The 25,133-nt window shown below is 41.2% G+C and carries 27 protein-coding genes; 6 read left to right on the forward strand and 21 right to left on the reverse strand.

Annotated features, from left to right (window positions below; all coding sequences use genetic code 11):
• Position 1: 1 nt before the first annotated feature.
• The gene (ung, locus tag CYCME_RS10015; RefSeq protein ID WP_015005357.1) at positions 2-697 is read left to right on the forward strand and encodes a uracil-DNA glycosylase; all 696 of its coding nucleotides are present in this window, start codon (positions 2-4) and stop codon (positions 695-697) included.
• A gap of 118 nt (positions 698-815) precedes the next feature.
• On the forward strand, positions 816-2,153 hold the full coding sequence (locus CYCME_RS10020; protein WP_020932936.1) for a sensor domain-containing diguanylate cyclase: 1,338 nt from the start codon (positions 816-818) through the stop codon (positions 2,151-2,153).
• 10 nt (positions 2,154-2,163) lie between these two features.
• Here CYCME_RS10020 and msrA read toward each other — a convergent pair whose 3' ends face one another.
• Positions 2,164-2,790: a peptide-methionine (S)-S-oxide reductase MsrA gene (gene msrA / locus CYCME_RS10025; protein ID WP_015005355.1), complete on the reverse strand. Its 627-nt coding sequence runs from the start codon at positions 2,788-2,790 to the stop codon at positions 2,164-2,166.
• 119 nt (positions 2,791-2,909) lie between these two features.
• Here msrA and hslO point away from each other — a divergent pair, with 119 nt between their 5' ends.
• Positions 2,910-3,782, forward strand: a complete 873-nt coding sequence (gene hslO, locus CYCME_RS10030; protein WP_020932937.1) for an Hsp33 family molecular chaperone HslO — start codon at positions 2,910-2,912, stop codon at positions 3,780-3,782.
• An 89-nt stretch (positions 3,783-3,871) separates the two neighbouring features.
• Here the strand turns inward: hslO and trxC are convergent, their stop codons facing one another.
• The 7 genes from trxC to CYCME_RS10065 form a co-directional block, all read right to left on the reverse strand.
• Positions 3,872-4,309 (reverse strand): thioredoxin TrxC, encoded by a 438-nt coding sequence (gene trxC, locus CYCME_RS10035; RefSeq protein WP_020932938.1) that lies wholly within the window; start codon positions 4,307-4,309, stop codon positions 3,872-3,874.
• A gap of 59 nt (positions 4,310-4,368) precedes the next feature.
• Entirely contained in the window at positions 4,369-4,611 is a 243-nt protein-coding gene (locus CYCME_RS10040) for a GIY-YIG nuclease family protein (protein ID WP_020932939.1), read from the reverse strand.
• Positions 4,608-5,120, reverse strand: coding sequence for a SprT-like domain-containing protein (locus CYCME_RS10045; RefSeq protein WP_015005351.1), 513 nt, complete (start codon positions 5,118-5,120; stop codon positions 4,608-4,610). Before CYCME_RS10045 ends, CYCME_RS10040 begins: the two co-directional genes overlap by 4 nt.
• Positions 5,117-5,911, reverse strand: a complete 795-nt coding sequence (locus tag CYCME_RS10050; protein WP_020932940.1) for a division plane positioning ATPase MipZ — start codon at positions 5,909-5,911, stop codon at positions 5,117-5,119. Before CYCME_RS10050 ends, CYCME_RS10045 begins: the two co-directional genes overlap by 4 nt.
• Before the next feature lie 39 nt (positions 5,912-5,950).
• On the reverse strand, positions 5,951-7,150 hold the full coding sequence (fabV, locus tag CYCME_RS10055) for an enoyl-ACP reductase FabV (RefSeq protein WP_041933057.1): 1,200 nt from the start codon (positions 7,148-7,150) through the stop codon (positions 5,951-5,953).
• 153 nt (positions 7,151-7,303) lie between these two features.
• Positions 7,304-8,239, reverse strand: coding sequence for a DMT family transporter (locus CYCME_RS10060; protein WP_020932942.1), 936 nt, complete (start codon positions 8,237-8,239; stop codon positions 7,304-7,306).
• Positions 8,240-8,317: 78 nt separating this feature from the next.
• Positions 8,318-8,836 carry a YhcB family protein gene (locus CYCME_RS10065; protein ID WP_020932943.1) on the reverse strand — a complete coding sequence of 173 codons (519 nt, stop codon included), beginning with the start codon at positions 8,834-8,836 and terminating at the stop codon, positions 8,318-8,320.
• A gap of 257 nt (positions 8,837-9,093) precedes the next feature.
• On the opposite strand from CYCME_RS10065, the gene CYCME_RS10070 reads away from it, so the two are divergent.
• On the forward strand, positions 9,094-10,839 hold the full coding sequence (locus CYCME_RS10070; protein ID WP_051184141.1) for an ABC transporter ATP-binding protein: 1,746 nt from the start codon (positions 9,094-9,096) through the stop codon (positions 10,837-10,839).
• Between the two features lie 158 nt (positions 10,840-10,997).
• Here the strand turns inward: CYCME_RS10070 and CYCME_RS10075 are convergent, their stop codons facing one another.
• The 13 genes from CYCME_RS10075 to CYCME_RS10135 all read right to left on the reverse strand — a co-directional run bounded on the left by CYCME_RS10075 (position 10,998) and on the right by CYCME_RS10135 (position 22,322).
• Entirely contained in the window at positions 10,998-11,282 is a 285-nt protein-coding gene (locus CYCME_RS10075; RefSeq protein ID WP_015005345.1) for a hypothetical protein, read from the reverse strand.
• 171 nt (positions 11,283-11,453) lie between these two features.
• Positions 11,454-12,899 carry an exodeoxyribonuclease I gene (gene sbcB, locus CYCME_RS10080; protein WP_020932945.1) on the reverse strand — a complete coding sequence of 482 codons (1,446 nt, stop codon included), beginning with the start codon at positions 12,897-12,899 and terminating at the stop codon, positions 11,454-11,456.
• A 3-nt stretch (positions 12,900-12,902) separates the two neighbouring features.
• Positions 12,903-13,304, reverse strand: coding sequence for a CBS domain-containing protein (locus tag CYCME_RS10085; RefSeq protein ID WP_015005343.1), 402 nt, complete (start codon positions 13,302-13,304; stop codon positions 12,903-12,905).
• A gap of 39 nt (positions 13,305-13,343) precedes the next feature.
• A complete protein-coding gene (gene nqrM / locus CYCME_RS10090; protein WP_016389819.1) occupies positions 13,344-13,541 on the reverse strand; it encodes a (Na+)-NQR maturation NqrM in 198 nt (65 codons plus the stop codon).
• Positions 13,538-14,590: an FAD:protein FMN transferase gene (locus tag CYCME_RS10095; protein ID WP_041932960.1), complete on the reverse strand. Its 1,053-nt coding sequence runs from the start codon at positions 14,588-14,590 to the stop codon at positions 13,538-13,540. The genes nqrM and CYCME_RS10095 overlap by 4 nt, the downstream gene beginning before the upstream one ends.
• Positions 14,591-15,814, reverse strand: coding sequence for an NADH:ubiquinone reductase (Na(+)-transporting) subunit F (nqrF, locus tag CYCME_RS10100; protein WP_015005340.1), 1,224 nt, complete (start codon positions 15,812-15,814; stop codon positions 14,591-14,593). It lies immediately after the preceding gene.
• A gap of 13 nt (positions 15,815-15,827) precedes the next feature.
• On the reverse strand, positions 15,828-16,436 hold the full coding sequence (gene nqrE, locus CYCME_RS10105) for an NADH:ubiquinone reductase (Na(+)-transporting) subunit E (RefSeq protein WP_015005339.1): 609 nt from the start codon (positions 16,434-16,436) through the stop codon (positions 15,828-15,830).
• On the reverse strand, positions 16,436-17,098 hold the full coding sequence (locus tag CYCME_RS10110) for an NADH:ubiquinone reductase (Na(+)-transporting) subunit D (RefSeq protein WP_015005338.1): 663 nt from the start codon (positions 17,096-17,098) through the stop codon (positions 16,436-16,438). Before CYCME_RS10110 ends, nqrE begins: the two co-directional genes overlap by 1 nt.
• 2 nt (positions 17,099-17,100) lie before the next feature.
• Positions 17,101-17,922 carry a Na(+)-translocating NADH-quinone reductase subunit C gene (locus tag CYCME_RS10115; RefSeq protein WP_015005337.1) on the reverse strand — a complete coding sequence of 274 codons (822 nt, stop codon included), beginning with the start codon at positions 17,920-17,922 and terminating at the stop codon, positions 17,101-17,103.
• Entirely contained in the window at positions 17,915-19,120 is a 1,206-nt protein-coding gene (locus CYCME_RS10120) for an NADH:ubiquinone reductase (Na(+)-transporting) subunit B (RefSeq protein ID WP_015005336.1), read from the reverse strand. The genes CYCME_RS10115 and CYCME_RS10120 overlap by 8 nt, the downstream gene beginning before the upstream one ends.
• Positions 19,120-20,463, reverse strand: coding sequence for a Na(+)-translocating NADH-quinone reductase subunit A (locus tag CYCME_RS10125; protein ID WP_020932947.1), 1,344 nt, complete (start codon positions 20,461-20,463; stop codon positions 19,120-19,122). Before CYCME_RS10125 ends, CYCME_RS10120 begins: the two co-directional genes overlap by 1 nt.
• Positions 20,464-20,629: 166 nt before the next feature.
• Positions 20,630-21,403, reverse strand: a complete 774-nt coding sequence (locus CYCME_RS10130; RefSeq protein ID WP_015005334.1) for an ABC transporter permease — start codon at positions 21,401-21,403, stop codon at positions 20,630-20,632.
• On the reverse strand, positions 21,396-22,322 hold the full coding sequence (locus tag CYCME_RS10135) for an ABC transporter ATP-binding protein (protein WP_041933058.1): 927 nt from the start codon (positions 22,320-22,322) through the stop codon (positions 21,396-21,398). Before CYCME_RS10135 ends, CYCME_RS10130 begins: the two co-directional genes overlap by 8 nt.
• A 122-nt stretch (positions 22,323-22,444) precedes the next feature.
• Here CYCME_RS10135 and CYCME_RS10140 point away from each other — a divergent pair, with 122 nt between their 5' ends.
• Both CYCME_RS10140 and CYCME_RS10145 read left to right on the forward strand, forming a co-directional pair.
• Positions 22,445-24,712: an NADP-dependent malic enzyme gene (locus tag CYCME_RS10140; protein ID WP_020932949.1), complete on the forward strand. Its 2,268-nt coding sequence runs from the start codon at positions 22,445-22,447 to the stop codon at positions 24,710-24,712.
• Between the two features lie 96 nt (positions 24,713-24,808).
• Positions 24,809-25,048, forward strand: coding sequence for a hypothetical protein (locus tag CYCME_RS10145; protein WP_015005331.1), 240 nt, complete (start codon positions 24,809-24,811; stop codon positions 25,046-25,048).
• Positions 25,049-25,133 lie beyond the last annotated feature (85 nt).

Here is a 25,133-nt window from a genome sequence, read left to right on the forward strand (position 1 = left end):
GATGGCACTTACTAATGCACCCAGCTGGAAACCTTTTTTAGATGACGAGCTAAACCAACCGTATATGCTAGTCCTTAAGGAGTTTCTGCGCATAGAAAAAAACGATGGCAAAACTATCTACCCTCATTCTGCCAACTGGTTTCACGCATTGGAGGCCTGCCCTTTAAACGACGTAAAAGTTGTTATCTTGGGCCAAGACCCCTATCATCAGCCGCACCAAGCGCACGGTCTGTGCTTTTCGGTTCAGCCAGACGTCAAAATACCACCGTCACTGTTAAATATTTATAAGGAATTACACGCCGACTTAGGTATTCCTTATGCCTTACATGGCTGTTTAGAGAGCTGGGCAAAACAAGGTGTTTTATTACTAAATAGTGTCCTCACCGTTGAGTACGACAAGCCTAACGCTCACCAAGGAAAAGGCTGGGAAACATTTACAGACAAAATCATTCATACGGTTGCTGAACAAAACGAACACGTTGTGTTTCTACTTTGGGGCAATTACGCACAAAAAAAAGGGGCTTTCATCGATGAGCAGCAGCACCTTGTTTTAAAAGCCCCACACCCGTCACCATTATCAGCCCACCGTGGTTTTTTAGGTTGTCGGCACTTTAGTCAAACCAACCATTACCTCCAACAACATAATATCCCCCCTATTCATTGGGAATTGCCAAAACTAGCGGCACCTGTTAGTTAATACCAATCCACAAACCATCAACAAAAAAACATTATCTGCTAGCATTTATAAAAGCGTATTTATTTTTTAAAATGCTAATGCTTCTCTAACTTTCAAGAAAAACAATAAGGCATTAAAAATGTTAAACAAAGATCAGCTACTTGAACCACTGATGAGTCAATTGGTAACCCCCGCGTTTGTACTCGACGCTAATGGCAAAGTGCTGATATGGAATAAAGCCTGTGAACGTTTAACCAATGTTAAAGCCGACCAAGTGCTCGGCACTAACCGCCATTGGCAAGCTTTTTATGATCATAAAAGAGACTGTTTAGCTGACTTGCTGGTCAACGGTAACGTCGATAAACTCAAAGCCCTATACTCTTATCACTCAGACAACAACCACTTCGGCGTCCATGCTCAGAATTGGTGTCAAATACCTAATGTTCCTGGCCACTTCTATTTAGCCGTTGATGCTGGCGCTATCTATAATGAAAAAGGCAAACTGATTGCTGTTGTTGAGACCATCAGAGACATCACCGAACAAAAGCTTGCGCAAGAAAACCTTAATCGACTCATGCAAGATCATGTCACCCCTACTTTTGCCTTAGATGCAGATGGAGAGGTTTTAATTTGGAATAGAGCCTGCGAACAACTCACTAATTGTAAGGCTGAAAACATGATCGGCACAAAGAATCATTGGCAGGCTTTTTATGATGAAAAACGAGATTGCTTAGCCGACTTATTATTAAAGAATGATACAGATAAAATCGCGGAGCTTTATTCTCTACAAATCGACGATGCGGTTAACGAACACCGGCTTAGAGTTGAAAATTGGTGTCAGATACCCAAAGTCCCTGGGCATTTTTATCTAGCAATTGATGCAGCGCCAATATACAACGAGGCTGGCGATTTAGTCGCTGTCGTTGAATCACTTCGAAATATGACAGAAGCAAAATTAGCACAAGAAAAGCTCGAACGCCTTGCTCAATATGATGGACTAACAGGGCTCGCCAATAGACGATCATTTGATCAAAGGCTTCAAGGCGATTGGAATTTAGCAGAACGAAATCAAACACCTATATCACTATTGTTTATAGACATTGACTGCTTCAAGCAATTTAATGATATCTATGGTCACCAAACAGGAGACAATTGTTTAAAAGCCGTCGCTTCGGTTATTTCTGGCCAATGTTTTCGCCCTTCTGACCTATCTGCTCGTTATGGCGGTGAAGAATTCACCATCATTTTGCCCAACACTGACAAAAATGGTGCTCAAGTCATAGCCGAACGTGTTCGCAAAGCCGTTTTTGATTTACATTGGGAGCATTCTGGTAACACTGCCGCTGATTATGTCACCATTAGCATCGGCATAGGTACTTGCATTCCCAGCACAGGGCAAACAGTCGACACCCTCATTAAAATGGCGGACGAATCTGTATACAAAGCAAAGGAACAAGGCAGAAATCGAATTTATTAAGGCATGTATTTTAAAATGTAACGCCTGTTCCACCTAAGCCACAGTAACCGCCCGGGTTCTTCGCTAAATATTGTTGATGATAATGCTCAGCATAATAAAAGCTAGGCTCTGGCAAAATTTCCGTTGTAATATCACCTAACCCAGCAGCTTTAAGTTTCTGCTCAAATAACTCTTTAGATTGCTTGGCCAATGTCGCTTCTGCGTTTGTCGCATAATAAATACCTGAGCGGTATTGCGTACCTCTATCGTTTCCTTGACGCATCCCCTGCGTCGGATCATGCGACTGCCAAAATACTTTTAGCAAACTGTCATAGGAAATAACTGTTGGGTCATACACAACTAACACAACTTCATTATGGCCGGTTTGCCCAGAACATACTTCTTCATATGTTGGGTTAGCGGTGTAGCCCCCTGCATAACCGACTGCTGTTGAATATACCCCCTCCAATTGCCAGAATTTACGTTCTGCGCCCCAAAAGCAGCCTAAACCAAACAAGGCTGTTTTATGGCCATCAGGGAAAGGCGGGACCAAAACATGACCAGAATAAACAAAATGCTCCCTTGGCACAGGCATCGATTCGGTACGACCCGGCAAGGCTTGATCTTTTGTAGGCAATATAAGTTTTTTATCAAACATGTTTTATATCTTACCTCATACAATAAAGAAAATAACGCCTTGGCCGCTGTTATTGGGCATTCCGTCATATAATGTTGGCTCTATTTTTAGATAAAACAGCACAGGCGAGCAGCTCTACTATGTCAAACGAAAATAAAGACCAACTCTTTCGATTTCTTTTTAAAGAACTAGGCGTACGGGGTGAAATTGTCTCGTTAGATACCAGTTTCCAAGCTGCATTAGCCTTACACAACTACCCTACCAGTGTTGCTGAACAATTAGGGCAAGCGCTTGCCGCCTCGCTGCTCTTATCTGCTACATTGAAATTTGATGGTTCATTAATTCTGCAGATTCAAGGGAACGGACCGATTAGCATGCTGGTGGCTCAAGCAAGTGACCGTCAAAACGTGCGCGGCTTAGCCCATTGGGATGGCGATGTGAAGCCCGGAAACCTGGCAGACTTATTTGCTGATGCTCGACTAGTTCTTACGCTTAAACCAACTATGGGCAAACCTTATCAGGGAATTGTTAATTTGGAAGGCAACGCCCTATCCGATGCACTAGAGTCTTACTTTAAGCAATCTGAGCAGCTTAAAACACGCCTATGGTTTGCCGTAAATGGCGACAAAGCCGTTGGCTTTTTGCTACAAGAGTTGCCCGCACATAACGGCGAACAAGTTGATTGGGAGCGCGTAGAAATGTTAGCAGACACCATCACAAGCAATGAGTTGCTTGAGTTAACAGCTGAGGACATTATTCACCGCCTTTTCCACGAAGAAAGCGTCACACTTTACGAGCCACAAGCGATACAGTTTAAATGCAGTTGCTCTAGAGAAAAGATTGAAGCGGGCTTATTAACTGTCGGGCATGCAGAGTTAGTCTCATTACTTGAAGAAAAAGGTGCTGTCGACACACACTGTGATTTTTGCAATCAGCATTATCATTTTGACGCCATTGATATCGAACAGCTATTTTCCACCGGCAAAACCAGTGGGCCAACGGTGCTCCATTAACATTGGCACTCAGCTGAGCTAAACTAATACAGCAAACAAAGCCCCCCCCCTAAAAGAGCTCAATCGCCCTATAAATTACCAGTCTCGCGCTAAGAAATATAAGGTTTCAGCCACTGCTCAAATTGTGATAAATTCATGACGCCTGCTTGCCTAGCAAGCTCTTTTCCATTTTTCATCACTAATAAGGTCGGAATACTTCGAATATTAAAACGAGCGGCTAACCGTTGCTCATGCTCTGTATCCAACTTAGCAAATCTCGCTTTGGGTTCTAGCTTTTTTATTGCCTGATCAAATGTCGGCGCAAAAGACCGACATGGGCCACACCACCCTGCCCAGCAATCTACTACAACTGGAAGATCATTTTGTTCAAAATGGCGTTGCGCATTGGAAGCTTTTAGGGTGACATATTTGCCAGCAAATAACTTTTTCTTACACTGACCACAACGCCCACCAGCAGTTAATTTATCACTCGGCAGCTTATTAACCACATCACAGGATGTGCAAACTACTTTTATTGAATCAGTCATAGGCTAAGCGTTAATAAAGTTTTTAATAGAATAAAATATGGGGCCAAACTCAGCATCATTCAAGGCCTGATTAATTGCAGTTTTTGCAGCCTCGTTAATTTTTTAATGCTTGCCTCTCGAATACTAGCCCTGCTTCTATTATCCACCTTCTCGCTATAGACAAATTTAACAGGTCGGCGACCTTTAAAATATTTCGCACCTTGCCCCTTCGCATGCTGCTGAAAACGACGGTCTAAATCCGTTGTTATTCCTGTATACAAGCTACTATCACTGGCTTCAATAATGTAGACAAACCAGCTCATACAGCCTTAAGAAGCTCGCCACACTGACGACAAAAATAGTTGGTTTTGCGCTGAACAACTTTATTATGCCGACGAACACCTAATTGATGCGTTTGGCAATCGCAGCGATAAGGGACTGTTGAATATCGTCGCTTAGGGATATCACTCAAATCATATTGCGCTGTTCGGCTCGCTTTAGCGCCAAACTGTTGCATCATAGCTCGCCACTCTGGCCCATGTGGTAACACTTTTTTCTTACTAAACTGTTTATCAATAATATAGTGCGCAACCTCATGTGGCACAGTTTGCTGAAGATTTTGTTTGAAATATTTTGAAAATATAAGCGCGTTATAACGGATTAATATTTGCTCACGAGATCTTTTATACATGCCAATCGTGTGACCAGTCAGATCAAATTTAACTGGAATAACTTGATAATCCGTACTCAATAAGCTGTTCGCCAATTGTATATATCGAGCGGTTTCATCAATAACCAGCTGCTCCTGTTCTGCAGTCAGCTGAGCGATCATTCCACCACGTTAAGACTATCAACTAACGAACGAACTTCTTGCCTTGCCGCGACATGAGATAAACTATTAACCTTTTCGAGATCCAATACCGTCAGACCACTTGGAAACAGTTCCTTATAAATAACGCGTTCATATAAACCGGGCACATAACGAAACATAATTCGCTTTTGTAATGATTCCAAGGCACTGTGTACACGTTTGTTATTTCTTGAATCTAGCGATGCCAGTCTCGTTCGAACCACCACCCAATCCATCGGCGGTTTACCACTCGCTGAGCGAAACTTTCGGCTATCCCAAACCATTTCCGTATAAAAACTAAGTTTTTTAACTTGAAAGGAATCCGCCGATACCTCACCCAATAAATCCAAGTCTATAAAGCTATCATTCAAAGGCGTAACTAAGGTGTCTGCCAAGGCATGCGCCAAACGTGACAAGTAGGTGTCATTTCCTGGGCAATCAATAACAATAAAATCGACATCACGTTTGAATTCATCAAGCCCCTCTTGCAAACTCTGTTGATCTTCGACTTCCCTGTCTTTAACTAAACTAGCCGTCGATTGACCAACTACTTTAAACGCTGGCATAGCAACTTTGGTTCCACCATTTGCCATAAACGTTTGCCTGTTTTGCAAATATCTCGCTACACTTTTTTGCCGTGCATCTAAATCGATAACCGCTACTTTTTTAGCCTTATCGAGTAAACCAACAATGATGTGCATGGCAAGGGTGGACTTACCTGTCCCCCCTTTTTCATTACCGACTACAATGATGTGCGCGTCTTTTTTATCCATAAAATTTTTGCCTAATCAAAGCATCCTGTAAGACAACAACTAGAGTGTTTCTAATTCAAACTCTACTAGCGGATTGACATCTTCATCGTAATTAACTGCTGCTAATTCAAAACCAAATAGATTAAGAAATTCTTTTTTGTAACTCGCATAATCTGTTAATTCAAATAAATTTTCTGTTGTTACCGTTGGCCAAATATCAACACATTGTTGTTGAATGTCGTCACGTAGCTCCCAATCATCTAAACGTAAGCGATTAGCATCATCTAAATTCTTTTCTGCTCCGGAATTAAACAGTTGCGTTCTAAAAAGGCGGTTTATTTGTTCGATACAACCTTCATGAATACCTGCTTCCTTCATCACCTTAAACACCATTGAAATATACAACGGCATCACTGGAATAGCAGAACTGGCTTGCGTTACCACCGATTTCAATACGGCGACATGCGCACTACCATTAAGCTGTTTAAGTTTCTCATCAATTGCTTTTGCTGCACGGTCCAAATCCATTTTAGCTTTACCTAATGCTCCGTCCCAATAAATGGGCCACGTAATGGCAGTCCCAATATAGCTATAAGCAACCGACTGACAGCCTTTTGCTAGCACGCCAGCTTGACTCAGCGCATCCATCCACAGCTCCCAGTCTTCCCCACCCATGACAGTCACAGTGTCTTTGATTTCTTGCTCAGTTGCAGGCTCAACTTCTGCCTCAATGATAGTATCTTTATTTGTATCAATCGCGGTTGACCGATATGTTTCACCAATGGGTTTTAAGCATGACCGCGTCAGCTGGTCGGCACCCGGAACTTTACGGACAGGAGAAGCCAGTGAATAAACAACTAAGTCTATCTCACCTAAATCTTCTTTAATCAGCTCAATGGTTTTTTGCTTCGCTTCATTTGAAAAAGCATCGCCATTAATATGCTTCGCATACAAACCTGCTTTTTTTGCTTCAACATCAAATGCAGCCGTGTTATACCAGCCTGCAGAGCCGGGCTTTTTCTCACTACCGGGTTTTTCAAAAAAAACACCGATAGTTGCAGCACCCGAGCCAAAAGCTGCCGTAATTCTAGAGGCCAGACCATAACCACTTGAAGACCCGATAACCAGCACTTTTTTAGGCCCATCTTTGACCGGACCTTGTTGTTGTGTCAGCTTAATTTGCGCGTTGACATTCTCAGCGCAACCAACAGGGTGTGCTGTTGTACAGATAAAGCCACGAGTTTTTGGTTTAATGATCATACCCTTGTCCATTTAATTAAAATAAAGCCGCTATTTTAAAGGGATAACGTAATATTTTATAGCTCTCAATGAATCATCTTCATATTGCTATCAGCTACTTTATATTCCTTCTACGACTAAAGAACGGCTTAGCAGAAACAGAACCTAGCTTATTCACGCTGACGCACGTTTCAACAATCTCTGTATCAATGTCCAACGAATAATAATGATGGAGATAAAAACTAATACACAACCGATCAACTCTTTTTCTGACAGGCTTTCTCCAAACCAAGCGGCTGCCATAAGCGCTGTCCAAATTGGTTCCACAATCATGATAACCACGCCATGACTGTTGCTTGACAGGCTTTGCGCATGGGTCTGCATAAAAAAACGTAGCGCCGTGCCAATAAATGCGCTTGCCAATACCCAAGCCAGCAATGTGCTTGAAAACCCTTCTGCCGCCTCTAGCCAACCCTCCGTGATAAAGGACAGCATACCCACTAACACACCAACAGTTACCAAGGCTATCGCCGTTAATGGCAATGCTGGGACTCTTTTACTAACCCGGGTGACCTCACCTAATACAACTATTTCACGATGATTAGCTGCTCGAGAATTCAATACAAAAAACAGGGCCACAAAAAGCGCCGATACAATAAAGAGTAATTGCCCTTTTTGTATCTCAAATTCTCCAGATAGGGACAAGAAAGCTAGGCCCACTAAGGCAAAGGGGATTGCATACCATGTAGTAGAAGGCACTTTCTCAGCAAAAAATATTTTTGAAATAATAGGTGAAAAAATAACCGCCGAACTTGTGATAAAGCTCGCTACGCTCAAACTAACACCTGAATGAAGCCCCAATACCCAAAAACACATTCCTAAAGCAAAGATAAACCCGACGATAATAGCTTGTCGGTACTGATTCCAACTTAAGACACTCAATTGCTTAAAACCCACTATCAGCAATAACAAACCAGCTAATAAAAAGCGCGAACATATAAATAAAAGAGGAGGCATTAACAAAACGGCCTCTTTTGAAAAAATCCAACTGATAGCCGCTAATATTGTTACCAGCACCAACAAAATGTCGGCTTTTATAGCATTGGACAAAGCAAATAACCTTTTTCTTTCACCCTTAACAACCGATTAACATCTAGGTGAGCTACAGCACCAACAAGACAGGCATCATTAGCTTTTTTTATTGGCCTGATTTTTAATTTCTTCAACAATGTCAGCAGACATTTCCACCTCGCTAGCCAGCGGAATATCATCCTCATCTGTTGGGTTACTTTCAGGTGCATCCATCTCAGTTACTTTCTCACTGTCTTCTTCAAGAGGCTCTTCTTTTCTCGTCGTTGTTTTTGATATAACCGGCCCTTCTTTCTGTGCTACTTCAAGCTCTTCATTTGGGATAGCAAGCAAAGCTGTTTCTTCTAGATCGACCTGAAGTGCTTTTGCTTCATCAGAACATAACTCACCTGCTCCGTTCGCTATATGTCGATAAACATCTCGATATTGGTCTGTTAAGCCTTTAAACAAGACAGCTGTATTAACAAAATGATTATCGACTTGTTTACGATATGCTTCGTGTTCAGCTTCTAGCGCTTTAATTTTTGAACTGCCATCTTTTCCTTTTTTAAATAGCAAGGATAAGAAAAAACCAAAAACTGTACCTATTACAACGCCCAACAATAACTCAATACTCATTTAACTTAACTCCTGGCAAATATTCCACTTCACTTAAAAGACCTTCATTACAATTTTTATTCTATCTCACAACGCCTATAGGTGGGCTAATAACTTAAGCGCTTATTTAACGACTAAGCAATTGGCTCAACATCAATTGGCCTATCCATTAGAATATTCATTTAACCGTTAAATACTTTGATATAAGGCTCACTTTGACTAACCTAAACGAAGATTTTCATTTCCATAATACTTACCGATGGCAAACTTTGCTGAGCATGGCAAAAAAGCATCGAGCCTCTTTAATAAAAGCAAATATTATGGCCATGATCGCTGTTTTAGCGAGTGTTCCTGTGCCCCTTCTAATGCCATTATTAGTCGATGAGGTTTTACTTAAACAGCCCGGTGTTGCCGTACAAACAATCCAACAAATAACACCTACTGTTTGGCACGGGCCTGTCTTATATATTCTCGCCTTATTACTATTAACACTTTTATTAAGGGCTATCTCACTTTTTTTTAACGTTTTACAAAGCCGTCTATTTACTCTGACCGCTAAAGAAATCACTTTTCAAATTCGTCGGCATTTATTACAACGTTTACCTTTTATCTCAATGACCGAGTTTGAAACCGTTGGAAGTGGAACCATTAGCAGTCATTTTATTACTGACATTGAAACCGTTGACCAGTTTATTGGCAGTACAACAAGTAAGCTGTTAGTGGCCATTCTTACTGTTCTTGGAACCTCGATTGTTCTGCTTTGGATGCACTGGCAGCTTGCCCTCTTTATTCTTTTTCTCAACCCTGCAGTCATCTATTTCACCACCATTTTTGCCAAACGGGTTAAACATTTAAAAGCTAACGAAAACTTGGCTTTTGAAGACTTCCAACAATCCCTTATTGAAACCTTAAATGCGATAAGAGAAATTCGCGCTCATAACCGAAGCAAACATTACACAACCCTATTGATTGGTAAAGCTAACACTATTAGAACTCGCGCCAGTAGTTATTCTTGGAAGAGTGACACTGCAAACCGACTAGGTTTTATGGTGTTTTTATTCGGTTTTGATATCTTTCGAGCTCTTGCAATGTTCATGGTCGTCTACGCCGACCTAAGTATTGGCCAGATGCTCGCCGTTTTTGGCTACCTGTGGTTTATGATGGGTCCAGTCCAAGAAATACTGCACGTTCAATTAAGTTTCTTCTCCGCAAACGCCGCCCTCGAGCGGATAAACTCCCTCATTACTTTAAAAGATGAGCCTCGTTATCCACATAAAGTTAACCCCTTTAAAAATAAACACTCTGTGTCTATTCAAATGAAAAACATTCATTTTTCGTATGGTCGTCACAAAAACATTCTCAATGGCATCACACTGGATATTAAGTCAGGCGATCAAATTGCTTTGGTTGGCGCTAGCGGTGGCGGCAAATCTACATTAGTGCAGGCTCTACTTGGTTTATACCCTATCAGTGACGGGATGATTTATTTTGATAATATTCCGGTCACTCAGATAGGTTTTGATACCATTCGTGACAATGTATCAACCGTACTTCAGCACCCCGTATTATTTAATGCTTCTATACGTGACAACTTAACAATGGGGCGTTCTTTAAATGATAATGAGCTGTGGCACGCACTGTCTATTGCACAACTCCAACAAACCATACAACAATTACCTCAGCAACTGGACACATTGATCGGTCAACAAGGCGTACGTTTATCCGGTGGACAGCGTCAGCGGCTAGCCATTGCTCGAATGATCCTTAGCCAACCTAAGGTCGTTATTCTGGATGAAGCAACCTCAGCGCTGGATAGCGAAACTGAGTTTCAATTACATAAATCAATGCGGTCTTTCTTAAAGGACCGCACCACAATCATTATTGCCCATCGCTTAAGTGCCATAAAACAGGCCCAACATGTGTATGTTTTTGAAGACGGCATTATTAGCGAACAAGGCCATCACAACAAACTTATTGAACAACAGGGCTTATACGCTAAGCTTTACGGTGAAAAGCAGCATTAAACTAACTCTCACTAAGTATTTGCTCGTCCTATTTTTCTTTAAACATGAAAAACAATACAGTGTGATATAACAAAAAAGCCAGATAAGCACTCAATGGTATTTATCTGGCTTTGATTATTAACAAGCTTTCAAATCCCCTTGCTACTAACAGGACTTGCTTATTCTTTTATCCAACCTTGTAATGCCGCAATAATACCTTCCGCTTGGGCAGCACTCGATATATTGAACTTTGATTTCTGCTGGTACTCACCATTACGCTTTTGATAACGACGAATGGTATATTTATCAGGGCCATACTCTTCTTTTGTACGATTCCAATCTTGATGCTTGTATATAACGGTCGCCCATGCACCCTTTGAAAGAACGACTTTATCAAGTTCTTTTACTGTTTCAATACCGCCATCTGTATAACTAACGGTTAGCTCTTCTACTGTTTCTGCCATGCTATTTCCTGCGCTTTGTTAATCGTTAACGCTAAACCAATTATGATTTAACGCTTGGGATAAGGTTTATCGGAGACATTCTACCAACACCTTTAATCTTTTTTCATGATACCTTCAAGTTGTTTGCAGTCCGGCCAGGTTTGTTAGCGATTAAAGCCAATGAATAAAAATTTAGTCTGATACCAAACTGTCGGCAACTGCTTCACCGTAATCAATTAATTCTTCTAGTAGCACTTGCTGTTCCTCACTCCAATCACCCTCAACCACTAACTCATCAAGCCTTTCAAAATATGCTTTTAAGGTTAAACGTCCATCATTATGTTCTTTAATAAAACAGTCGTGGCGATATGCTTGCCATTGCGTTTTTTCCACCTCGTTAAGAGTTTCCGGGTAATTTCTTGCTCTATAACGAAACAACATTTCTTCTAAACGCTCATCCTCAAATGGCAACGATAACTCTGCCAATTTATCTATTGGACAAGCACGTATTTGCGTCATATTTTGCACATCTATAGGGCTAAAAAAACCGCCACTATATAGCATTAAATCAGGGTCTGTAGCACTTTCGAATGTATTAATAGAGAAAACTTCTGCTAGTTTTTTTTCAATACCCGCACCGAGTATTTTTTGCCTATTTTCTTCGCACCGCAGTAAATCAATATTTAATTTATTTTTGACCTCTGTAGTCAGGGTACTTAAGGGTGCCAACATTGGTGATTTATTAATATGAACGGTCTTAAGAGGCAGGCGCTTCTGTCCTTCATTTAATTCAGCCGTAGGTGTGTATAATCGCTGGTGGATTTCTTCAGCTGTTAAGTCAATAAGCTCTGTTGGGTCAGCAGATAGATCAAAAACCAGCACTCCATTTTTATTCACTGGGTGAGCAGCAATGGGGACAACGACTGCTAAACAATCTTGTGCGGCAGGGTATTTACTCGACACATGTATAACAGCGGTATTGTGTATCAGGTCAAGGTTTTCCGCGGCTTTTTTCTTATTTCGCAGTGATAAGCCCCAACTATAAATTCTAGGTTGTTGTTGCTTAATAAGCTTTGCTAATTCAATAGTGGCATATACATCTGATAAGGCATCATGTGCAGCCTCATGCAAGATACCATTCGCTTTAGTCAGCTCTTCTAATTTAAAACTAGCCGCGCCATCTTCACGTTGTGGCCAATTAATTCCATCTGGTCTAAGAGCATGTGTCAATCGAACTAGGTCTATTAAATCCCAACGTGAGTTGCCAGACTTCCATTCACGGGCATAAGGGTCGAAAAAATTTCTATATAAAAGGTGCCTTGTAAATTCATCATCAAATCGAATACTGTTGTATCCAACGACACATGTTTGAGGCGTACTAAACTCACAGTGCACTCGCTTAATAAATTCGCTTTCTAATAAACCTTCGCTGATTGCATGTTGTGGTGTAATTCCAGTAATTAGGCACGCTTCTGGGTGAGGCAAGATATCATCATGCAATTTGCAATAAAAAACATCGGGGTTTGCAACTGGATTAAAGTTTAAATCCGTACGTATACCCGCAAACTGGACCACACGATCTCTAGCAGGATCAATGCCCGTTGTTTCGTAATCGTACCAGTAGTATGTTTCAGACAAAGCTTACCAAAGTTCATCCAGTGCTCTAAGTACATCACTCCGGCTAATTTGACCAACCAATTCGCCGTCTTCATCGAGTACTGGGTAACGTTTAAATGATGATTTTAAAAATTTCTCAGCAACGTCTACAATACTGGCCGTATCTGGCACTGTCTCTAATTCTTCAGTCATATATTCTGACACGACACCACCCACCCAGTCTTCATAGTAGGTTGACTGTAATGCCACTTGAAGACAGTCCTTTTCGGACAACATTCCTACTAGTGTGCCACGCTCATCCACCACCGGTGCGCCAGATATTTTATGCGTATTTAAATACTTAATCGCCTGGGAAATTTCCAGTCCTGGCGTGAAGGTCGTTAAATTAGTGGCCATGTAGTCTTTTATTAATACTGACTTAAACATCTACTCCCCTTATATCCTATAAACTTATTGTAAGAATGACTAAGCGTTTAACTTTTCCATCTTTTTCTTTTTATCACAGGTTTTTTTACTACAAAGAGCGCAATCACCTTCTAGCCCATCAATGTTATTAAGACCACCACAACTGCCTTTGATTTTGCGATTGCTAAAGATCACACCAACAGACATGAATATCACTACTAGCATGAAAACTAAAAACGTTACTAAAAATATATTCATGATGATAACCCCTGGGTCATTAAGGTAAATTCTGGTGTTGCTATTTCTCTAATGCTATCACCATCCTTCACCAGAAATAATACAGCTAATCTATTGTACACAGCCAAATCGTACCCCTTTTTATGACCCAATACCATAAAAGCTGTTGCCCAAGCATCTGCTTTCATACTATTTTCTGCCAGCACAGTAACTGAGGCCAATTTATGCTGAACGGGTTGGCCATTTGTGGGATTAATAGTGTGAGAAAAACGAACACCATCTTTCTCGAAAAAATTCCTATAATCACCTGAGGTAGCAATAGCCGTATCGCTTACCTTAAGTACGCGATGGATTGAACGATTTTTTGAGTCTGGCTTTTCAATTGCTATACGCCATAAGGTATTTTGTGCGTTTTTACCGCGTAATCGCATTTCTCCGCCAATCTCGACCATATAGTTGCTATAGCCTCTTGACTCAATAAGTTCTGCAATTTCATCGACAGCATAGCCTTTAGCAATAGACGAAAAGTCGATATACACCTTATCGTTTAACTTTTTAATCTCGAGCGTGTCTAGGTTATAAGCAATATTTTGATAGCCCACACTAGCTAGGACTTCCTTGATCTGAACTTCAGTTGGCATCTCATCGACATTAAATGTCGGGCCAAACCCCCATAGGTTCACTAAAGGTCCGACAGTAATATCATATGCACCCTCAGTAATATCACTTATATTTTGAGCGTGTGCTAAAACATTTATAAACTCTTTAGATTTTTTGTGCCACTGCTGGTCCTTAGAGTCGTTAAAGACAGACACTTCCGAGGAACCAATATACGTCGAGAATGACTGATTAATTTCAACTAAGCGTAAGTCTATTGTTTTTTTTAATGACTCTTGCGTTTCATTTAATTGATCTGCTGCAATAGTTATGTGATAGGTCGTACCCATCGTTTCGCCACTTAATGTAAACGCTGATTTATGCTGCGAATCGCAACCATTAAGTAAGCTGAGAAATATTAAAAAACCCGCTAAAAATATTACATTTTTAGCGGGGTGCTTAAGTAAACTCAATTATCCACCAAAGTCATCGAGCATGATATTTTCATCTTCAACACCAAGGTCTTGAAGCATTTTAATCACCGCTGCGTTCATCATTGGTGGCCCACACATGTAAAACTCACAATCTTCAGGTGCTGGATGATTTTTTAAGTATTCTTCAAATAAAACTTCATGAATAAAACCTGTCAAACCATCCCAATTATCTTCAGGCTGTGGATCTGATAAAGCAACGTGCCACTCAAAATTATCGTTTTCTTTCGCCAGCATATCGAAATCTTCCACATAGAACATTTCTTTTAGGCTTCGAGAACCATACCAGAATGATATTTTTCGATCTGTTTTAATCCGACGTAGTTGATCAAAAATATGCGACCTCATCGGCGCCATACCTGCACCACCACCTATGAAGACCATTTCAGACTTTGTCTCTTTGGCGAAAAACTCACCATAAGGGCCAGATATCGTAACTTCATCGCCCGGTTTAAGGTTAAAGATATAAGAAGACATTTTCCCAGGTGGGGTGCCTTCTGGCGCATTAGGTGCTGGTGAAGCGATACGAACATTTAACATTATTATCCCTTCTTCTTCAGGATAATTAGCCATTGAATATGCTCTTAATACTTCTTCATCAACTTCAGATTTATAACGCCAAATATTAAAGTGATCCCAATCAGCTCTATATTCTTCTTCAACGTCAAAGTCTTTATAATCTACAACATGCGGTGGACATTCAATTTGAATATAACCACCCGCACGGAAGCCAACATCTTCACCTTCAGGCAATTCAAGAACCAGTTCTTTAATGAATGTCGCTACGTTATGGTTTGATTTAACTTTACATTTCCACTTCTTAACACCAAACACTTCTTCTGGCACTGTAATTTTCATGTCATGTTTAACCGTTAACTGACACGATAAGCGCTCACCATCACGTTGCTGACCTTTATTAATGTGAGCACCTTCGGTTGGTAACATTGAGCCACCACCTTCTTGAACACGCACCTTACATTGGCCACAAGTGCCCCCGCCTCCACACGCTGAAGGAACGAATAATTGAGCATCTGCTAATGCGCCTAGCAATTTGCCACCCACAGGTGCCTCTACTTCTTTTTCACCGTTAATTAATATTTTGACATTACCATGCGCTACTAATTTTGACTTTGCCGCCAAAATAATCATCACCAGGATTAAGACAATACCGGTAAAAAACGTTATACCTAAACCAATTTCTAACATACTGAGTTCCTAATTACAGTTGAATACCAGAGAATGCCATAAAGCCCATCGCCATTAAGCCTGCTGTGATAAAGGTAATCCCTAATCCACGTAAGCCATCAGGTACATCTGAATATTTTAGCTTTTCTCTTATTCCTGCAATGGCTGTAATCGCTAGTGCCCAGCCTAAGCCACTGCCAAAGCCAAAGACTAAACTTTCGCCTAAATTATAATCTCGCTCTACCATAAACAATGAACCACCTAGAATCGCACAGTTCACGGTAATTAACGGCAAAAACACACCCAGTGCGTTATAGAGTGCTGGTGCAAACTTATCCATCGCCATTTCAAGAATTTGAACGACCGCCGCAATAACGCCAATATAAACAATTAATCCTAAAAAGTTTAAATCAACTTCTGGTAGCCCTAACCACTCAAGCGCACCTTCTTTAAGTAAACCTTGGTATAAAATGTTATTCAGTGGCATTGTTAACGTTTGCACCAAAATTACGGCAACACCTAAACCCATGGCGGTAGAAACCTTCTTAGAAACAGCTAAGAACGTACACATCCCAAGGAAGAAAGATAACGCTAAGTTTTCTACGAAAACCGCTTTAACAAATAAACTTATATAAGCTTCCATTACGCAACCTCCGTTCCGTTAACTTCTTTGATTTTAAATTCTGCCTTTTCAACTTGTGCAGGACGTAATGAGCGAACACCCCAGATCATTAAACCTATGATAAAAAATGCACTCGGTGGTAATAACATTAAACCATTAGGTACGTACCAACCCCCATCATTTACAGTTGATAGGATTTCTATACCAAACAATTTTCCTGAGCCCAAGAGCTCACGAAATGTACCTACAAACATTAGAACAAGCGAATAACCCAGGCCATTTCCTATACCATCTAAAAAACTAAGTCCTGGTGGGTTTTTCATTGCAAATGCTTCTGCACGTCCCATCACAATACAGTTAGTAATAATCAACCCAACAAATACAGACAGCTGCTTACTTAAATCATAAACATAGGCTTTCAACACTTGGTCAACAACAATAACCAGCGATGCAATAATCGTCATTTGAACAATAATACGGATTGCACTAGGAACATGATTACGAATCATACTAATTGATAGATTCGAAAACGCTGTCACTGATGTCAGGGCTAATGACATAACGAGTGCCGTCCCCAGGTTTGTTGTTACAGCTAGCGCTGAACAAACCCCTAAAACCTGTAAGCCGATAGGGTTATTATCAACTAATGGGTCTAATATAATTTTTTGAGTTTCTTTATTCATCGTTACGCTCCATTCTCTTGAACTTTATTCAGGTATTGTTGATACCCTTCAGCGCCCATCCAATATTTCAGCATATTACTCACACCACGACTTGTTAATGTTGCTCCTGCTAAACCATCAACTTGATATTCCGCTTTAGGTGCACTCGGAACAACCGTTCCCTTAATGACTTTAATTGCAACATCACCCTCTGGTCCGTAGATTTTCTTTCCATCCCATATTTTTTTCCATTTTGGGTTATCTACTTCCCCACCTAAACCTGGGGTTTCTGCGTGTTCGTAGTAGCTTAAACCAACAATGGTCTGGCCATCATTTTCTACCGCAAGGAAACCGTACAAGGTTGACCATAAACCATAACCATTGATTGGAAGAATTAGCTGCTTCACAGCATCACCTTCTTTCACTTGATAAACCGGCATATATTTCGGTCGCATCCTGATATTAGCAAGGTCATCTGACTTAGGTATTGTTACATTCAAGTTTGGGTCTTTAGCTGCTCGTCTTACATCGTATGTTGCCGGATCCATATCGGTGACATACTCACCCGTTGATAAATCAACAAGCTTAATATCAATTTTTGAAAAAGCCGCTTCGATATCATCGCCTTGCTCATACAAACCCGCTACTTGAAGAATATTTTTCTTCTTATCTAGCTCTTTATTAAGTTCTTGTAGTGGTTTAAGTGCAACAGCTGAAATTGACACAAAAACTGCACATACTAGGCACACTAAAGTCGCCATGATGAACGTTTTAAGCGTACTATCGTTTGATAACGCGAGGAAGTTCATTTTGCCTACTGGCTTCGCTTCATTTTCATTAGGCATTTCTTTTCTCCCTTCTTTTGATGTTTGACTGAACAACAAAATAATCAATCAATGGTGCAAACATATTGGCAAACAATATGGCCAACATCATTCCCTCTGGGAAAGCAGGGTTTACCACACGAATTAAAACCACCATCAGACCAATTAATAGACCATACACCCATCGACCCGTGTTTGTCATCGCCGCACTCACAGGGTCCGTTGCCATATAGATGGCACCAAATGCAAAACCACCTAATACAGCATGCCAGTACCAAGGTGTTGCAAACATAGGGTTTGTGTCACTACCAATTAAATTAAGCATAGTACTGGTGACTATCATGCCAGCTAAGACGCCTAACATAATGCGATACGAAGCAATTCGGGTATATAACAAAAAGCTCGCCCCAATTAAACACGCAAGTGTTGAGGTTTCACCCATTGAGCCTTGCACCGTTCCTAAGAACGCATCCATCCAAGTAATTCCTGATGTCGTTACTGCTGTAATACCACCCGCAGCAGCCATGCCTAAAGCCGTCGCACCGCTAAACCCATCAACAGCCGTCCAAATAGCATCACCTGACATTTGAGCTGGATAAGCAAAAAACAAAAACGCACGTGCTGTTAACGCGGGGTTCAAGAAGTTTTTACCTGTACCACCAAACACTTCCTTACCAACAACAACACCAAATGAAATACCAATAGCTACCTGCCAAAGAGGAATTGTGGCCGGCAAAATCAGCGAAAACAGCATTGATGTAACGAAAAACCCTTCGTTAACCTCATGCCCTCGCACAATTGCAAATAAGACTTCCCAAATACCGCCTACTAATACGGTAACAACATAAATGGGTATATAGTACATGGCACCATGTACCATATTTGCCACAAGACTGTCTGGGTTATAGCCGACCGCATTTGTTACAAAACCACGCCATGAATCTAGCGATGTCATGTTTAACTCAGCCATCGCCATGTTCGCCATATGGCCGGTATTCCACATTGCCATCAACACACAAGGTAACGCCGCGATGAATACATACGTCATGATACGCTTTAAATCAATAGCATCTCTTACATGCGTTGTGCCTGCGGTAACATCTTTAGGCGTATATAAAAAGGTATCCACCATTTCATAAATCGCATAATACTTCTCTAGTGATCCGCCTTTAGCGAACTTCGGGTGTATTGAATCTAAATAATTCCTTAAACGAGACATTAACCCTCCTTCTCAATGTGTGCCAAATTAGCGCGTAGCGCCTTACCAAAATCATGCTTTCCTGAATCTACAAATGAGCATAACGCTAAATCTTCTTCGTCTAGTTCTAATGCACCGAGTGATTCAGCTGCATCAACATCCATAACAACTAAGGCTCGAAGTAATTGTGTTGGCAAAATATCCAACGGCATCACGCCTTCATATACCCCAATAGGAACCATGGCACGTGGGCTACCGTGTGCTGATGTATCCATTGCCATTTTTTTCTTACGGTTAAAACTAGATAGCAGAGCATTTGTAAAAGAGAATTTCTCGCCTGCCGGGTTTAGCCACCCTAGCAGCTGACGCTCTCTTCCTTCTTGAAGTACTGACAACTGAACATGGTAACGACCTAAATAAGATGCCCAGTTATTCGCTTTTCTACCTGACAAAACAGAGCCCGAAATAATTCGCACATTACCCGTCTCAATTTCTTTTCTAACCAACTCTTCTGTATTTGCACCCAGTCTAGTTTTAATAAGACGCGGCTTAAGAACTTTGGGGCCGGCTAACGAAATGACCCGTTCAACGTTTAAAAGACCCGATGTAAATAATTTACCAATGGCAATCACATCTTGATAGCCAATGGTCCACGCAATTTTTTTCGAATGAACAGGGTCAATAAAATGTATATGCGTACCAGAAAGACCTGCTGGATGTGGTCCAGAAAACTCAGCGACTTCGACCATGCCGGGAACTGCTATGTCTGCGTCGACAGCCTTACTCACATACACCTTTCCTTCTGTCAGGCGAGAGATCACTGTTAAACCATCTTTAAATGCATCTGCATCTTCGGCAATAACAACACTTGGATCTGCCGCTAATGGATTAGTATCCATAACGGACACATGAATCGCTACAGGTCGAGTAGCTGGCGCAGGTACTTTACTGAATGGACGCGTTCTAAAAGCTGTCCATAAACCTGATTCTGTTAGGTTCTTAACAACATCTACCGCATCAAGGCTCGCTAATTTTTCAGACGAGTATTTGGTAAACTCAACCTGATCGTCACCGTCTAATTCAATAACAACCGTGCGTAACACACGTTTCGCACCTCGGTTAATGCTTTTGACAACCCCGCAACCAGGCGATGTAAAACTAACACCTTCGGTTTTTTTATCGGTAAATAAAATCTGCCCCAGCTTGACACGATCACCTTCTTTAACCAGCATGGTAGGCTTCATATCTATGTAGTCTTCGCCAAAAACGGCAACACTGGAAACCTGATTACCCTCTGAAATAACTTGACTTGGCGCGCCTTTAATTGGCAGGTCCAAGCCTTCTTTGATCTTAAAGTAGTTCATTGATTAGGCTTCTTAATTGATTTAAGTTTGTTTGTTTAAGCAGACTGCACGTTTAATGTCGAGTAGCGACTATAACCCGCTGACCTGCCGTCAATACTTCTAGAAAAATTACTTATAAAACTTTTCGAATTCTATCCTATCGCACCGCATCATTCAATCTCGTTAACTAATTCCTTATCCCAATTCCCTTAGAAAGCAGCCTTAAACTGACCCCCAACATAAAAACAATAAATGTCGCAATAACGATAAAGCCGTATAACAGCGGTATATCAGACTCCCCTAATATACTAAACCGAAATACATCGATCATGTAAAGTACTGGATTGAGTAATGATACGTTTTGCCAAAACTCTGGCAATAAGTCAATCGAATAAAACACCCCTCCCAAATATATCAAAGGCGTCAAAACAAACGTTGGCACAATTGAAATATCATCAAAGCTTTTTGCATAGGCTGCATTAATAAAGCCCGCCGCTGAAAACAACACCCCTGTTAACAAGAATACAACCACCATCATCACCGGGTGCGCAATATTTAAGTCTGTAAAAAACAAGGACACAATCGTCACCAAAACCCCCACGATCAGCCCTCTCAGCACCCCACCAGAAATATACCCTGTCAAAATGATCCAACCGGGAATAGGTGCAACCAACATTTCTTCAATATTATGCTGGAATTTTGAACTGTAGAAAGAAGAAACTACATTTGAATAGGCATTACTAATAACCGCCATTAAAATAAGCCCAGGGACAATAAAGTCCATATAATCATAGCCATTCATCGTCCCAATTCTTGAGCCAATTAAAGTGCCAAAAATAAGAAAATAAAGCGTTGTGGTAATCACCGATGGCAATAAAGTTTGCACCCAAATACGTAGAAAACGTCTAACTTCCTTATACGTTATTGTTTCTAGCGCAACACAGTATTCTTTATTAAACATTATCCTTACCCTTCTTTACTAATAACTTAAGAAACAGCTGTTCTAGCCTGTTTGATTCATTACGAATACCCGATACTTTTATACCCAATTGAGTTAACTCATCAAATAAGGCGTGTATTCCCGACTCCTTGCGCACGCTAACCTGCCATGTCGTTTCATCCAAACGCTCTATTCTACAACCCGTTATTACTGGCAGCTCTTTTTCCGGTCGCTCAAGGCTCAATACAAAAACTTCTTCATCTGCTTTTTCCAGCAAACCCTTCATATCCATATTCTCAATCACATTACCTTTATTGATAATGGCAATATGCTTACACAGGCTTTCTGCTTCCTCTAGATAATGGGTGGTTAGAATTATCGTCGTTCCAGCAGCATTTATTTCCTTAAAAAAGCGCCACATTGACCGACGTATTTCAATATCAACACCAGCTGTAGGTTCGTCGAGTATTAGTAATTTCGGCTCATGCACCAATGCTCGCGCAATCATCAACCGCCGTTTCATACCGCCTGACAGCTCCCTTGCTGCCTCATTACGCTTACCCCAAAGCTCTAGCTGTTTTAGACAAATCTCAGCTCTTTCCAGCGCTTTTTTTCGAGGAATACCGTAATAGCCGGCCTGAGACACGACGATATCAAAGACATTTTCAAACTGATTAAAATTAAACTCTTGTGGCACCAAACCAAGACAGCGCTTCACCCCTTCCGGGTCAGTATCCAAATCATGCCCGTAGACTTTAACAGTACCTGATGTCTTATTAACCAACGAGGCCACAATGCCTATTGTGGTGGACTTACCTGCGCCATTTGCACCTAATAGTGCAAAAAAATCTCCCTGCTTGACCTCTAAATTTATACCTTTAACCGCAAGAAAGTCGTTATCGTAACGCTTGTATAGCTGATTTATTTCAAGTGCATTCATATTTAAAACTTGTATTTGTAAAAATAAAACATCTAACTCGTAAGCCAAGTTAGCAATTAACCGCCTAGTTTAACGTATAATGACACTATTATTTCGACATCAACCAAACTATTACTTAAATTATGTCTGACAAGCCTATAAAGAACGCGCTGTATTATCACCAACATCCGAAGCCTGGAAAGATTGAAGTTACACCAACTAAAGCACTGAGTAACCAAACCGACCTTGCTTTGGCCTACAGCCCCGGCGTGGCAGAACCCTGTTTAGAAATAGCCAAAGACCCCTCTTCTGCCGCACTTTATACGGCTCGAAGCAACCTAGTGGCGGTAATTACCAATGGTACTGCCGTCCTTGGCTTAGGGGATATAGGCCCACTGGCCTCAAAACCAGTTATGGAAGGCAAAGGCGTCCTGTTTAAGAAGTTTGGCGGCGTAGATGTCTTTGACATTGAAATCAATGAAAAAGACCCCGATAAATTTGTTGATATTGTGGCCAGCCTAGCACCCACCTTTGGCGGCATTAACCTTGAAGATATTAAAGCACCCGAATGTTTCTTCATCGAAAAAAAGCTTCGTGAAAAAATTGACATCCCTGTTTTCCACGATGACCAACATGGCACCGCCATTATCACAGCCGCTGCTATCCTTAACGGCTTAAAAGTAGCCAATAAAGACATTTCAACGGTTCGACTTGTTGCATCTGGAGCAGGTGCGGCCGGTATTGCATGCCTAGATATGCTTGTTGAAATGGGCCTCAAACGAGAAAACATTCTCGTCAGCGACAGTAAAGGGATTATCCATGACGGCAGAACTGAAGGAATGGATGATCGCAAACAACGCTACGCGACTAAAACTGACATCAGAACCTTAGACGAAGCCACTGTCGGAGCAGATATTTTCCTAGGCGTATCACGGGCCGGCATGATGACTAAAGACATGGTCAAACAAATGGCCAAATCACCTATCATCTTCGCACTTGCTAACCCCACACCCGAAATACTACCCGAAGAGATTAAAGAAGTAAGGGATGACGCTATTATTGCAACTGGTCGCTCTGACTATCCAAATCAAGTGAATAATGTGCTATGTTTCCCTTATATCTTTAGGGGCGCACTTGATGTTGGCGCAACTACCATTAACGAAGAAATGAAACTTGCGTGTATCCGCGCACTATCCAAGTTGGCACAAAAAGCAGTAAATGACGACAGTGATAGTTATGTTGGAAAGACCCCTGTTTTTGGACCCGAATACTTAATTCCTCGTCCTTTCGATCCTAATCTTATTATTGAAATACCATTAGCTGTTGCCAAAGCCGCTATGGAAAGTGGTGTTGCTACCAAACCAATTAAAGACTTTAATCATTACAGAGCCTCGCTTGAACGCTACGTTTATCGTTCAGGTATGGTCATGAAGCCTATTTTCGAGCAAGCCAAACTCACACCAAAGCGTGTCGTTTATGCCGAAGGGGAGAATGGAAGAGTACTCCGCGCCGTACAAGAGATCGTTAACTCGCAGTTAGCCTCGCCCATTCTTATAGGTCGTAAAAAGGTCATTATTGAACAACTTGATCGATTAGGCCTTGAAACATCAATACTAGATCAAGTTGAAATTATTGAACCAGACAACAACCCTTACTTTCGCGAATGTGTTGCCGAATACCATAAAGCAAAAGGGCGAAAAGGTGTTTCATTAACCTTAGCGCAAAATTATGTGCGGACAAAAACAACCGTCTTAGCCTCCTTACTTGTCAAGCTTGGCAAAGCTGACGCTATGATTTGCGGCATGGTTGGCAATTATCACCGACACCTTGGTCATATTACCGATATTTTAGATAAAGCAGACGGGGTAAAAAATGTAGCGGCACTGAGCGCCATTTCATTACAAAAAGGCGTTTTCTTCTTTTGCGACACAATGGTAAACAACAACCCAACTACTGATGAGCTAGTTGCCATGACATTGCAGTCTGCTAACCATGTTAAACGATTTGGCATCACCCCTAAAGCCGCCTTACTATCACATTCTAATTTTGGCAGCGCTAATGATGATGATGCAAAAAAAATGTCCAACGCTGTTAGCATTCTTCATGAAAAACATCCTCAACTTGAAGTTGAAGGCGAAATTCAAGCCGATGCTGCGTTGCTTGAAAATTTAAGAAAAGGCGTGATAAACGACTCCAAACTTAACGGTGAAGCTAATTTATTTATCTTCCCTAATTTAGACGCCGCCAACATTTCATTTAACATGGTTCGCATCTTAAGTGACGGGGTAACCATTGGCCCTATTTTATTGGGCTTAGAAAAACCCGTACACGTTCTAAAGCCTTTTGCCTCTGTCAGGCGAATCCTGAACATGACCGCTTTATGCTCTGCAGAACAAGGTGAGGTTAGCTAATTTAAGCGATAAAATACCCGTAATGTGATTTCTTTCACATTACGGGTGCTGGTTTGTTAACTATAATTATTACGTAAATTACTCTAAAATACTGATATGAACGTTAGCTCTATCAACCAAAACGCCCTCTTAGGCATTAACAACGGTCTTAATCAGGCAAGCAATGCAAGCCAGAAACTGGCCAGTAATGAGCAGTTAAGCGGCGAGCAATCTAGTCAAGAGACAGCCAAAGAGCTCCTCGCGTTACAACAAGCACAACAGCAAGTTCAAGTATCAACCCGAGTCGCACAAACAGCTGGCGATGTTATTGGCAGCATAATAGATATTAGAGCCTAACCCTCCCTTCAAAACACAACTAAAGCTCAGCATTAATTAAGGTGAATTCCCATCTGCTATAGTTTTGCGTCTATTTATTGTAGAA

This window comes from Cycloclasticus zancles 78-ME (assembly GCF_000442595.1).
Lineage (GTDB): Bacteria > Pseudomonadota > Gammaproteobacteria > Methylococcales > Cycloclasticaceae > Cycloclasticus > Cycloclasticus pugetii.

Excerpts from the sequence above, each read along its gene's own strand:
- nqrE (WP_015005339.1), bottom strand. The coding sequence starts at position 16,436 with ATGGAAGCTTATATAAGTTTATTTGTTAAAGCGGTTTTCGTAGAAAAC.
- CYCME_RS10145 (WP_015005331.1), top strand. The coding sequence starts at position 24,809 with ATGAACGTTAGCTCTATCAACCAAAACGCCCTCTTAGGCATTAACAAC.
- CYCME_RS10075 (WP_015005345.1), bottom strand. The coding sequence starts at position 11,282 with ATGGCAGAAACAGTAGAAGAGCTAACCGTTAGTTATACAGATGGCGGT.
- CYCME_RS10085 (WP_015005343.1), bottom strand. The coding sequence starts at position 13,304 with ATGTTTAAGTCAGTATTAATAAAAGACTACATGGCCACTAATTTAACG.
- trxC (WP_020932938.1), bottom strand. The coding sequence starts at position 4,309 with ATGACTGATTCAATAAAAGTAGTTTGCACATCCTGTGATGTGGTTAAT.
- CYCME_RS10125 (WP_020932947.1), bottom strand. The coding sequence starts at position 20,463 with ATGAACTACTTTAAGATCAAAGAAGGCTTGGACCTGCCAATTAAAGGC.
- CYCME_RS10065 (WP_020932943.1), bottom strand. The coding sequence starts at position 8,836 with ATGAGTATTGAGTTATTGTTGGGCGTTGTAATAGGTACAGTTTTTGGT.
- msrA (WP_015005355.1), bottom strand. The coding sequence starts at position 2,790 with ATGTTTGATAAAAAACTTATATTGCCTACAAAAGATCAAGCCTTGCCG.
- CYCME_RS10110 (WP_015005338.1), bottom strand. The coding sequence starts at position 17,098 with ATGAATAAAGAAACTCAAAAAATTATATTAGACCCATTAGTTGATAAT.
- CYCME_RS10140 (WP_020932949.1), top strand. The coding sequence starts at position 22,445 with ATGTCTGACAAGCCTATAAAGAACGCGCTGTATTATCACCAACATCCG.
- nqrF (WP_015005340.1), bottom strand. The coding sequence starts at position 15,814 with ATGTTAGAAATTGGTTTAGGTATAACGTTTTTTACCGGTATTGTCTTA.
- CYCME_RS10120 (WP_015005336.1), bottom strand. The coding sequence starts at position 19,120 with ATGTCTCGTTTAAGGAATTATTTAGATTCAATACACCCGAAGTTCGCT.
- nqrM (WP_016389819.1), bottom strand. The coding sequence starts at position 13,541 with ATGAATATATTTTTAGTAACGTTTTTAGTTTTCATGCTAGTAGTGATA.
- CYCME_RS10135 (WP_041933058.1), bottom strand. The coding sequence starts at position 22,322 with ATGAATGCACTTGAAATAAATCAGCTATACAAGCGTTACGATAACGAC.
- ung (WP_015005357.1), top strand. The coding sequence starts at position 2 with ATGGCACTTACTAATGCACCCAGCTGGAAACCTTTTTTAGATGACGAG.
- hslO (WP_020932937.1), top strand. The coding sequence starts at position 2,910 with ATGTCAAACGAAAATAAAGACCAACTCTTTCGATTTCTTTTTAAAGAA.
- CYCME_RS10045 (WP_015005351.1), bottom strand. The coding sequence starts at position 5,120 with ATGATCGCTCAGCTGACTGCAGAACAGGAGCAGCTGGTTATTGATGAA.
- CYCME_RS10050 (WP_020932940.1), bottom strand. The coding sequence starts at position 5,911 with ATGGATAAAAAAGACGCGCACATCATTGTAGTCGGTAATGAAAAAGGG.
- fabV (WP_041933057.1), bottom strand. The coding sequence starts at position 7,150 with ATGATCATTAAACCAAAAACTCGTGGCTTTATCTGTACAACAGCACAC.
- CYCME_RS10020 (WP_020932936.1), top strand. The coding sequence starts at position 816 with ATGTTAAACAAAGATCAGCTACTTGAACCACTGATGAGTCAATTGGTA.
- CYCME_RS10040 (WP_020932939.1), bottom strand. The coding sequence starts at position 4,611 with ATGAGCTGGTTTGTCTACATTATTGAAGCCAGTGATAGTAGCTTGTAT.
- CYCME_RS10130 (WP_015005334.1), bottom strand. The coding sequence starts at position 21,403 with ATGTTTAATAAAGAATACTGTGTTGCGCTAGAAACAATAACGTATAAG.
- CYCME_RS10070 (WP_051184141.1), top strand. The coding sequence starts at position 9,094 with ATGGCAAAAAAGCATCGAGCCTCTTTAATAAAAGCAAATATTATGGCC.
- CYCME_RS10115 (WP_015005337.1), bottom strand. The coding sequence starts at position 17,922 with ATGCCTAATGAAAATGAAGCGAAGCCAGTAGGCAAAATGAACTTCCTC.